We start from the raw sequence: 10,841 nt of genomic DNA, 5'->3' as shown, positions 1-10,841 counted from the left end.
TCGGAGGAAACTTCTTACTCGTCGGTAATGTTGCCAGAACACCGCAATGCGAAACCAGGGGTATCAGGTACCGACAACACGGATTGTCTCCATCGTTGTATCTGCTGCGTCGGGAACGTTCATACCTGCCTTGATGCCGCTGCGGAGGTACTCCAGCACCGCGTCGTCGAGGACTTCGCCCGGGACGACCGCGGGGATGCCCGGCGGGTAGGGGGTGATCTGCTCGGCGCAGACCCGCCCGCTGGCCTCGGTCGTCGGCACCTGCTCGACCCGCCCGAAGAAGGCGTCGCGGGGCAGCTGCCGGGTCTCCAGCTGGATCTCGGTCGGCGACGGCAGCCGCATCGGCGGCGCGGGCTCGAGGTCCTCGGCGGCCTTGCGCCACGCCCACAGCGCGTCGAGGAGACGCTCGGCGGTGTCCTTGTCGTCGGCGAACGACATGGTGGCCAGGATGCGGCGGTGGTCGCTCATGCCCAGGTCGATCTTCTTGTGCGCGCGCAGCCAGTCGTGCGCCTGGTAGCCCGACGTGCCGGTGGCGGACACGTCGATCAGGACCTGCAAGCGGTCGAGGTCGTGGGAGGCCTCGGCGCCGAGCAGCTCGTCGTCCATCACCTCGACGTCGGGAATGAGTTCGATGGCGTCGCGCACATGATTGGCCAGATCGAGTGCGTCGCCGATTAATTGGTGACCGTGCTCGACCATCTGGCGGCGCCAGCCGTCCATCGCGGCGTACATGAGCACGCTGGGGCTGGTGGTCATCAGCAGGTCGGCGCACGCTGAGAGGCGGTCCTGGTCGACGAGGTCGCCCTGCAGGTGAAAGACCGAGCCCTGCTCGAAACCGGCGCCCATCTTGTGCACGCTGACCACGCAGACGTCGGCGCCGGCGTCCATCGCCCAGGTCGGCAGGTCCTCGTGGAACGGCAGGTGCGCACCCCACGCCTCGTCGACGATCAGCGGCTTGCCGCGTTCGTGGCAGACCTCGGCGATGGCGGCGAGGTCGGTGCACGTGCCGTACGGGCTGGGGCTGACGACGAGCGCGCCTGCGGCGTCGGGGTACTTGTCGAAGACGTCGCGGTAGTCCTGCGGGGAGGGCGGGTGGCTGAAGTGCCGGTCGGCGTCCCAGCGGGGCGTGACCCAGCGGGGCTGCACGCCGGAGAAGATGAGCCCGGCGACGATGGACTTGTGGGAGTCGCGGGGGACGAGCAGGCCACCGTCCCCGCCGGCGACGGCCATCATCGCGGCCTTGACCGACAGTGAGCTACCGCAAGTGGAGAACCAGGCGATGTCGGCGCCGACGGCGTCGGCCATCAGGTCCTCGGCGTGCTTGAGGTACTCGTTGCTGGTGCGACGGTCGTCGAGCCCGCCGCTGGCCAGCACGTCGTCGGCGAAGGCTTCGTGTCCGAGCACGGACAGCACGCGGGGGTCAGTGCCGTGGCCTTGACGGTGGCCGGGCGGGGTGAAGCCGTAGCGGTTCTGTTCGCGGTAGTCGGCGAGCGCGCTTAAGAGAGGCGCCTCCGATTGCTCCATGGGCGACGCATACCCGGGACCGCGCGCGGCCAATCGGAAGTTTCCCGGGTCAGGGTTTGAGGACGACCTTGAACATGCCGTCTTCCTTCTTCTGGAAGGTTTCGTACGCGCCGGGCGCGGCTTCGAGGGGGAGCCGGTGGGTGGCGAACTGCTCGACACCGAGCGGATCTTCGGCGGTGAGCAGCGGCAGGATGTCGGGGACCCACTTCTTGACGTTGGCCTGACCCATGCGCAGCCGAATCTGCTTGTCGAACAACGTCATCATGTTGATCGGATCGGCGGCGCCGCCGTAGACACCGGAAAGCGAAATGGTGCCGCCGCGGCGGACGAGCGCGATGGCGGAGTTGAACGCGGCGAGGCGGTCGACGCCGGCGTTCTTCATCACCACACGGCCGACGGGTGAGGGCAGGAAGCCGCTCATGGTCTGCATGGTCTCGGCGACCGGCGATCCGTGCGCTTCCATGCCGACGGCGTCGATGACGGAGTCGGCGCCGCGGCCCTGGGTGTGGCTCTTGACGATCTCGTCGGCGTCGTCGCTGCGGAGGTCGATGACTTCCTCGCAGTAGGAGCGGGCGCGGTTGAGGCGTTCGTCGACCAGGTCGACGCCGATCACCTTGCAACCCTTCTGGTGCGCGGCGATACGGCAGGCCATCGCGCCGATGGGGCCGAGGCCGAGGACGACGAGGGTGCCGCCGTCGGGGATTTCGGCGTACTCAACGGCCTGCCATGCGGTGGGCAGCACGTCGGACAGGTAGACATAGCGGTCGTCGGGTGCGTCGTCGGGCACCTTGATGTGGGTGTACTGGGCTTGCGGGACGCGCAGGTATTCGGCTTGGCCGCCGGCGACCTCGCCGTAGAGCTTGGAATAGCCGAACAGTGAGGCGCCGGTGCCCTGGTCGCGGTTCTGGGTGGTCTCGCACTGGCTCTGCAGGCCGTGGTCGCACATGAAGCAGTGTCCGCACGAGATGTTGAACGGGATGACGACGCGGTCACCGGGCTTGAGGGCGTCGACCTCGCGGCCCACTTCTTCGACGACGCCCATCGCTTCGTGGCCGAGGATGTCGCCAGGATTCATGAAGGCGCCGAGCACCTCGTAGAGGTGGAGGTCCGAGCCGCAGATGTTGGTGCTCGTGACACGAATGATCGCGTCGTTGGGTTCCTTGATCGCCGGATCCGGCACGTTGTCGACGGATATCTTTCGACGGCCTTGCCACGTCACTGCCCGCATGAGCACCTCCTGTTGTGTTAGTGCAGGCGTGCCCGCTGAGGCAGGACTCAAACGCGCCGGTTCACAGGTGGACGCATGGATTGCCAGCCTTGTAGCGACGATGTCGCTGAACTACGACTGGATGTAGTTTCGCGAGGGGTCGGCGTGCAGGGGTGGGTGGCATCGAATGTGTCGATGCTGCAGGGTATTTCGAGGGGCTAGTTCGGTGAGGGTTTGTAGGGCTCGTACCACCACCATTCGGCGCGCTCACCAAGGGGCCCGTGCCAGGGCGCCACGGCCGGGGGTGGTTCGGTGGGTGGTCGGGCCAGCGAGGCGCTGGTGAGGGGATCGCCGTCGCGGTCAGTGATCACGAGTTGGTCGGCGGGGCCGCGGATGGTGATCTCGCCGCGGTGATGCATCCGATGGTGATGCGGGCACACCAGCACCAGATTGTGCAGTTCGGTCTGTCCACCGTCTTCCCAGTGCACGATGTGATGGGCGTGCAGCCCGCGGGTCGCCCCGCAGCCCGGGACCGCGCAGGTGTTGCTGCGGTATTCCAGCGCCCGGCGCAACCGCCGGCTGATCACCCGGGTGCTGCGGCCGGCGCCGATGACCTGCCCACGTTGTTCGAGCCACACCTCACAATCGGCGTCACACAACAAATACTGGCGATCCGCATCAGACAACGCGGGGCCGGCGTGGATCCAGCTGGCCCGTTTGTCGACATCCAAATGCACCATCACCGTGGTATGCGCGCTGTGCGGGCGCCGCGCCACCTCGGCATCCCAGGCGGTTTCGACCATCCGCATGAACGCATCGGTCAACGTCGGAAACGGCGGCTTGGTGCCCTGGGCTTTCTCGCGTTCGAATTGGCCGCTGGCCGCAAAACTCGGCGCGTCAGGGTCACCGGCGGTGTCAGGGCCGTGATCGCGGCGATACTCGTTGATCAACGCATCCCGATGCGAGGCCAACGCCGCATCGACCTTGGCCGCCTCCAAATTGGGCACGGCGATCCGATACGTCGTGTAATGGTCGCCGACGCTTCGGGAGAATGACCGTTTGAACTCGGGTTCGGGTTCGGGATCGGGCTCGGGGCGCACCTCCAAGCTCAGCGCCTTGCGTAGTTGGCGCACCGTGGCCACCGCCGCGAAATCGGCGTAATGGTCATCAGAGCCGTCACCGGCCTGCTGGGCGATCACCCCGACCTGATCCAACGACAACCGCCCTTCGCGCATCTCGGCGGTGCACCGCGGAAACTCCTCATACCGATCGGCGATCGCGGCCACATTGCCCGCGGTGGTATCCGACATCCCCAGTCTCCACGCCACCAACGCCTTGACCGACTTGAGCCCCGTGCCGGCCCACAAACCGTCGCGATCGATCTCGGCCACAATCTCCACGATCTGACCGTCGATAGCGTTGCGCTGCCCCGACAATTCCGCCAACCGCTCATACAACTCCAACAACCGCTCATCACGGCTCACCGCCGGAGCGTCATCAGAAGCGGTCGCCGAAGACATAAACCCATCATGCCAACGGGGTCTGACATTGATGATGTAAGAGCGTTACCGCGCAGGCTGTGACTCTGGGTCTGACTGACGCCCTGCTGGGTTGTCCATCATTTGATCTGTCCGGCCTGTGTGGTGCGTGCCTTGAGCACGCCGGTCAGGACGGACATGACTTAATCAGGAGCCTGGCCGCTGCCTCATCAATGTCTTGTCTGCCCGTCCTGGCCGGTGTGTGCCCTATCCACATGAGGTCAGAAGGGACACTGTCATCTTGTCAGAATCCACGCTCATCGTCGCCGGTGCAGATACCCACGCCGACACCATCCACGTCGCCGCTGTCACTATGACCGGTACAGCTCTGGGTGACAGAGAGTTCCCGACGACCCCCGCCGGCTACACAGCAGCCATCAAGTACCTCACGTCGTTGGGTCACGTGGAGCGGATCGGGGTCGAGGGCACCGCCAGCTATGGTGCCGGGTTCAGCCGAGCGGCCATCGCCGCCGATATCGAGGTCGTTGAGGTGAGCCGGGCGATCAAGTCCGCTCGCCGGCTCAAAGGCAAATCAGATCCGCTCGATGCCTACAGCGCTGCCCGCACAGCCTTAGCCGGTGATCGGCTTGCCACTCCAAAGGACCATGCGACAACAGGTCTGCGAGCTCTGCATATCGCTCGACGCTCGGCGATCAAGCACCGCACCGCAGCGATCAATCAGATCAAGGCCATGCTGGTGTCCGCGCCCGATGTCGTGCGGGAAAAGTACCGTGCATTAACCACATTGAGGTTGATCGAGGCGATCGCCCACTGCCGCCCTGATGCACAGGCCGATCCGTGTTCACAGTCGGTGCTGGTGGCGGCAAACATGCTCGCTCAACGGGTGCAGTTCCTCGAGACCCAAGCCGAGGCGCTCCAAGAACGAATCGACGCCTTGGTCACCGACGCCAATCCTGGGCTGCGGGCGGCCTATGGCGTCGGCGCCGACACCGCTGCCCAACTGTTGATTACCGCCGGGGCCAATCCGCATCGCCTACGCAGTGAAGCCGCATTCGCCGCGCTGTGTGGAGTAGCCCCGGTGCCGGCGTCCTCGGGCAGAACCAACCGGCACCGCCTCTCGCGCGGCGGGGATCGCGCCGCCAACAACGCCCTGTTTCGTATCGCCTTGGTGCGAATGTCGCGCCACAAGCCGACGAAGCACTACGTGCAGCGACAAATTGCGCTCGGCCACACCCGCATGGAGATCCTGCGCAAGCTCCAACGGGCCATCGCCCGGGAGATCTTCAAGCTCCTGACCCGCCACGTCGCGGTGCCCGAGTACGCAGACCTACGCCCGGCGCGGCAAGCCAAGAACATCACCGTCACCGCCGCTGCCAATCACTTCGGTGTCTGGCCCACCGTGATCTCCCGCATCGAACGCGGACTCCAACGCGACGACACCTTCGCAGACACCTACAGAAATTGGCTCAACGCCGCTTGACACGAATAGGAGCATCAAATCTTCGTCGCGCGACTAGACCGCAGCGTTGGAGGCCATCGCGTCCGACATGAGCACGCTCAGGTGCTGCCAGTAGATCCAGTCGGCGATTGCGGCACGTTGGTCGGCGGCCTCGGCCGCGGTGTGGGCGCGGTGCAGCGCGATCTCCTGTGCGTGCTCGGCGTAGGCGACGAAGGCTCCGAGTTGGACTTGGGCGCGATCGGGTGCGTTGCTGAGCAGTGGGCGGAAGACCTCGAACCAGAGATCGGCGCGCTTGTCCTCGGGAGGCTTGGCGTCTGTGGGCGGTGGCGGCAGGAGTTCGGTGAGACCGGATGGGGTAATCGCTGCCAATTGTGTTGCTGCACCGGGCGCTATCACCTGGAGGCGGTGACGACCTTCCATCTGGCCACGTTCAGGGATGTCGTCAGGATGCAAAATGATCTTGGGTGCGCCGGGATCGAATCCCTTGAACTGGTCTTCGGTGGCAATGACGGCGCGCAAGTCCAGATTGTGGTGCTGGGCCCAACCATGGAGCGCGAGAATCGGATACGTCGTCCAGGTGCCACGCACGTTGGCCGGGATCGATTCGTCGGCGGTGACCATGCGGACCTGGTCGGGAAGGTTGACGCCGTCAGGGATATACCCGAGTCCATAGTTGTTGGCGACAATGATCGAGCCGTCCTTGGCTAGGCCGGTGAGCCAGAAGAATCCGATGTCCGTGACGCCGACGTTGAGCGCCGCGGCGACGCGTTGAGCGAGTTGGACCGGATCGGTGCTCGAGCCGCGACGCAGCGTGGCGGCAACCGCTTCACGCTGAGCACGGGCAGCTGAAACCGGAACGGGCGCAGGGGCTCCGACGGTACTAGAGCCTGCTGCGGCGGCGGGCGGGATGGCGGGACCCGCGGTGGCTGCCGGCGCGACGGGTGCGGCCGGCGGGGGAGTGGCAGGCGGGCCGAGTTGGACGGGTGGTGCGGGGGCGCCGCCGGTGGCGGGTGGCGGGGCGATCGGAGCCTGGCCGGTACCGGTTGTCGGTCCTGCGGCAGAGGGCGTCTGGTTCGGTGACGGTGCGGCCGGGGTGTCGGGGACCGGGGGAGGCGCCGGCGGCTGCGCGACCGGCGCAGAGGTCAGGGGCGCGGACGGCTGCGGTTGCGGAATTGGTTGCTGTGCAGCAGCTTTCGCCGCTGCGTCTGCCATCGACCGCTGGAACTCAGCCATCTGGGCTTGGCTGGTGGTCGGCGCTGTAGGTGCGGTGGTGGACGGAGTGGAGGGCGCGGACGGCGCCGCCGATGCCGCGGGCGCTGACGGAGCCGACGGCGCGGACGATCCGGACGTCGTTGTTAGCGGACTTGGCGGCGCACTCGGCCGAGCCGGGGCCGGCGCTCCGGGTGCAGCTGGGACTCCGGTGAAAGGTGGAGAGCTCGGGCCAGACGTGGGGGGCCCCTCTGGAAGGTCAGTCGTGCCACCAGGGTTGTGGGCAACCGGCTGCGACGGTCCAGGCTCGGATGTCGCTGGTGGGCCAGTGTCATTTTCGGATGATCCCTCGGGTCCACGCGGGTTGGTCGCCGGGTCGACACTTGACACCGGCGGTTCTGGGCTAACGGCATCCAAATCGCCGGTGCCCTCGGGTCCCCTCCTATTGCTTACCGTGACGATGGACGGCGCATCGGGGTCCTCGCCGCGGATAGTGTCAGCCGCGCCTGGCTTTTCGTCAGAGTCTTCCGATTCAGCATCGCCGCCTGGCTTCTCTGCAGGCGGCGTAGACAGCCCGGCTGCTGCGTCTACTACCGTTGTCTCATTTTCAGCACGGATGGCGGCGGACCCCTCCTCAATCGCGCGGTCCTTTGCGTCCTGAGGAATGTCGTCGTGGTCGCGTACCCAGTTGAGGATGTCGGTGGCAAGTTCTGTTCGGTTCGTTATTTCTTCCTTAGCCGATGAGGTGGCCGACGCGCTGTTCCTGAATAGTTGCGCCGAGGCGTCAAGTCGCTGCTTGACTGACTCGAGATCTGCAATTCGCTTGCCCAGCACGCTATTGGCCGCGTCGCTCGCCGCCCCTGACCAAAGTTTCACCCCGCCAAATAATTCTGAACGTTCTCCTTTGGCAGAGCTAATCTTCTCACCGACTGTGTTCGCCACCGAGTCGAACGCTGAAGCGCTTTCGCGAAGAACATCCTCGTCGACCTCAGGCCATGCCGGACGCGTCGTTAGGTTGTACGGGTCATCCGGTCGCGACTTGCCCACCTTCAGACTCCCGCTGCTTTGCACGCCTCGTAAATTACTGACGTTGTACGCCAAGCGGTCAGGTCGAGGTAATTGTCAGCCGGAGTGTAGGTGGGAAGGGCTTCTGCGTGCGCACGTCGGTACTGGGCCGCGAACATGGCGAAATCACGCAGAACTGGATTAGACGTCTGCATACCCAACCGCTCGAATTCGTCGGCGAATTCCTTCATCAGAGGAATCACGCCGTCAATGACAGCCCGCTGCTCAGAATTCCATTGTGCTGCGGGTAGATTGGGATCAATGCCTTGCCACGCTCGTGTGTCATCGTCGAATCGGTGAAGTATGCGATCCCATTCCGGACACGTAGGGTCGTCAGTTTCGAGCATTCGACGTGCATCGTTCGGGTCGCGCAGCACGGCTGGTTCGGGGGACGCCGAGAGCGGGTCAACTAATGGAGCGCGTGACGCCGCGGACCCATAGTGAATCGCTGAACACACGTAGACGATGACGTTAGCCGTGGTTATCGCCGCCAGCGCAAGGTGATTGTCGTCTTTTGTGTATCGAGGAATGGTGTCGGTGAACGCGCGACCATACGCGATGAACTGTTCAAACAATTCGCGCATGGCGCGGTGGGGTGTTTGCTCCGCCAGACGAACGGTCTGGTCAGCAGCACGCGTGAGAGCTTCCCCGACCTCTTCATACTGTGATCGGAGTTCCGCAGTCCAGTCTGCCTCCGAAACATTGGGATCCCGCTTGTTCCAGCCTCGCTTGATGACCGCAGCGAGGTTGTCGTTGATCGGGGTCCAAGCTGCACAAGTCGGATCCTCCGTGATGATGTTGACCGGTCCGGTGTCGTCTGCACTCGCAAGGCCGTACGTCTCCTGAGGCGGGACCGGATCGTCGCCACCTCCGTCGCCTGACGTCACCGAAATCGTCACCGCAGCAGTCACTCCGATGACTGCCAATACAGCGACCGCGCCGAGCGCCCATTTCCAACCGTTGCGCTTCTTGGGTGGTGGGCCTGGCGACCACTGCTGCTGTGGCCACGGCGGTTGCTGCGGAGGCGGCCCCCATTGGCCCGGATGTCCTTGCGGCGGACCGTAATTCCCAGGAGGTGGGCCTTGCGGAGGCGGCCCCTGCGGCGGATAGGTCACAGTGCGATCTCCGGTCCCGCGTCTTCTCGTCTTGGCTCCGACTTAGGTTCGGTCAACGTCTCGGGCGTCCGCTCGCCTGCAGCGCTACCCGGGGCCGCCGCCTGATCCTCTTCCGGTCGAACCTGTAACTCCTGCCCGGGGGCCACTTGTTCTGCCGCAGCCTTCTCTTCGTCTTCGCCCGTCATTTCTGACGGCTGACCGACCTGCTGCATCGCTTGTTGCGCGGCCTGCTGGACCGCTTGCGGGATAGCCCCGAGCATGCCGCCCATCTGCATTGGTGCTTGCGCGGCCTGCTGCGCCAATTGCATTGGCATCTGCATCATTTGCCCCGCCTGCTGCGCGCCACCCGCCGCCTGCTGAGCACCCGAAGCGCCCGATCCGAGCGCTGCGCCGCCCGCTGCCGCTGAAGTGGCGCCGGCGGCACCTCCTCCGGTGCCGCCTCCGCCGGTTCCGGGAGCGCCACCACTCGAGGCGCCACCACCCTGCCCCGGACCGTCGAGCGCCTCCAACCGCTTGAGGATTTCCTCAGCGATCTGGCGGTCCACCGCGTCGTAAGTGTTCGCCGCGTTGACTACGTTTTGCGCATACTTCGTCAACGCCTCTTTGGTTATCGGCATTTGCGCGATCACCGGGTCAACCACTTCGGTCACCTTCTGGGCGATGGCCGAAGACAGCGCATCACCACCCGGCGGGATGTAGGACGACGGCGGCTTAGGAATTTCGCTCGCGAGAGACTGAAGTCGGCCACCGGCCTGTTGTACGAGTTCGGTGTCGACTCGCAAAGTCTCAGTCATCGTCTCTCCGCACAGCGATCAAGTCCGCCCAGAAATACGCAACCCCTCAGGCGTCACGAGCCAAATGCTACCTGAGCAGCAATAGCCTCCATGTCGCCAATTAATGCCGCTCGTATTAGCCATATCGCACTACTGCCTTTATCGCAGGCGAAAGACATGAAGCGTGATGAGCTACTCATAAGACCAAGAAGAAGCCAGTTCGCAGGGCCAGAACTAAGATCGAGCAAACTCCGCTAGGCCTGCTCGACGCCCGCCGCATTCGGCTACCGTTGTCACGTGGCCGAGCCTGATCCGAAAGCCCTCGACAGCCTATTCACCCAACTTCTCGACACCGAAGACGATGCGCTGCGCGCGGCCCGCGCGTCCGCGAACGACGCCGGCATGCCGCCCATCGAAGTCTCCGCCCAGCACGGCAAGCTGCTCTACCTCCTCACGACCCTCTCGCGCGCGACCCGGGTCCTCGAGATCGGCACCCTCGCCGGCTACAGCACCATCAACCTCGCCCGCGGCGTCGGCCCCGACGGTCGCGTCGTCACCTTGGAATACGAACCCCGCCACGCCGACGTCGCCCGCGCGAACCTCGACCGCGCCGGTGTCGCCGATCGCGTCGAAATTCTCGTCGGCGCCGCCCTCGACACCCTGCCCACCCTCGCCGACCGCGGCGACACCTTCGACCTGACCTTCATCGACGCCGACAAAGAGAACAACGTCGCCTACGTCGAATGGGCCATCAAACTCGGCACGCCCGGCTCGATCATCGTGGTGGACAACATCGCCCGCTTCGGCCGCGTCCTCGAACCCGCTCCCGACGACCGCCAAGCTCAAGCTGTCCGCGACATGCTCGAAATGATGGGCCGACATCCGAAACTCGAAGCCGCCGCCATCCAAACCGTCGGCACCAAAGGCTGGGACGGCTTCGCCGTCGCCCGCGTCTGCTGAATCGGCAGCCTCAAGCCATCGTTTAACGCC

The 10,841-nt window shown here is 65.0% G+C and carries 8 protein-coding genes; 2 read left to right on the top strand and 6 right to left on the bottom strand.

Annotated elements, in window-relative coordinates; translation table 11 throughout:
• Positions 1–63: 63 nt before the first annotated feature.
• The 3 genes from BLW81_RS04595 to BLW81_RS04585 form a co-directional block, all read right to left on the bottom strand.
• Positions 64–1,524 carry an aminotransferase class I/II-fold pyridoxal phosphate-dependent enzyme gene (locus BLW81_RS04595; RefSeq protein ID WP_083406188.1) on the bottom strand — a complete coding sequence of 487 codons (1,461 nt, stop codon included), beginning with the start codon at positions 1,522–1,524 and terminating at the stop codon, positions 64–66.
• A 49-nt stretch (positions 1,525–1,573) separates the two neighbouring features.
• Positions 1,574–2,752: a zinc-dependent alcohol dehydrogenase gene (locus tag BLW81_RS04590; protein ID WP_083406187.1), complete on the bottom strand. Its 1,179-nt coding sequence runs from the start codon at positions 2,750–2,752 to the stop codon at positions 1,574–1,576.
• A 197-nt stretch (positions 2,753–2,949) separates the two neighbouring features.
• On the bottom strand, positions 2,950–4,251 hold the full coding sequence (locus tag BLW81_RS04585; RefSeq protein WP_083406186.1) for an HNH endonuclease signature motif containing protein: 1,302 nt from the start codon (positions 4,249–4,251) through the stop codon (positions 2,950–2,952).
• A 259-nt stretch (positions 4,252–4,510) separates the two neighbouring features.
• Here BLW81_RS04585 and BLW81_RS04580 point away from each other — a divergent pair, with 259 nt between their 5' ends.
• Positions 4,511–5,710 carry an IS110 family RNA-guided transposase gene (locus BLW81_RS04580; RefSeq protein ID WP_083410323.1) on the top strand — a complete coding sequence of 400 codons (1,200 nt, stop codon included), beginning with the start codon at positions 4,511–4,513 and terminating at the stop codon, positions 5,708–5,710.
• A 33-nt stretch (positions 5,711–5,743) separates the two neighbouring features.
• On the opposite strand, the gene BLW81_RS30120 is transcribed toward BLW81_RS04580, so the two are convergent.
• From BLW81_RS30120 to BLW81_RS04565, 3 genes are all read right to left on the bottom strand, one after another.
• Entirely contained in the window at positions 5,744–6,922 is a 1,179-nt protein-coding gene (locus tag BLW81_RS30120; protein WP_268875584.1) for an EspK C-terminal domain-containing protein, read from the bottom strand.
• Between the two features lie 1,025 nt (positions 6,923–7,947).
• The gene (locus BLW81_RS04570; protein ID WP_235632174.1) at positions 7,948–8,874 is read right to left on the bottom strand and encodes an ESX-1 system-associated protein; all 927 of its coding nucleotides are present in this window, start codon (positions 8,872–8,874) and stop codon (positions 7,948–7,950) included.
• 200 nt (positions 8,875–9,074) lie between these two features.
• The gene (locus BLW81_RS04565; protein ID WP_083406184.1) at positions 9,075–9,872 is read right to left on the bottom strand and encodes a type VII secretion target; all 798 of its coding nucleotides are present in this window, start codon (positions 9,870–9,872) and stop codon (positions 9,075–9,077) included.
• A gap of 276 nt (positions 9,873–10,148) precedes the next feature.
• On the opposite strand from BLW81_RS04565, the gene BLW81_RS04560 reads away from it, so the two are divergent.
• Positions 10,149–10,811, top strand: coding sequence for an O-methyltransferase (locus tag BLW81_RS04560; protein ID WP_083406183.1), 663 nt, complete (start codon positions 10,149–10,151; stop codon positions 10,809–10,811).
• Positions 10,812–10,841: the final 30 nt, after the last annotated feature.

This window comes from Mycolicibacterium rutilum (assembly GCF_900108565.1).
In the GTDB taxonomy this organism is placed as follows: domain Bacteria; phylum Actinomycetota; class Actinomycetes; order Mycobacteriales; family Mycobacteriaceae; genus Mycobacterium; species Mycobacterium rutilum.
Note: the sequence above shows the minus strand (reverse complement) of the source record. Positions and strands in the feature narration are given on the sequence as shown.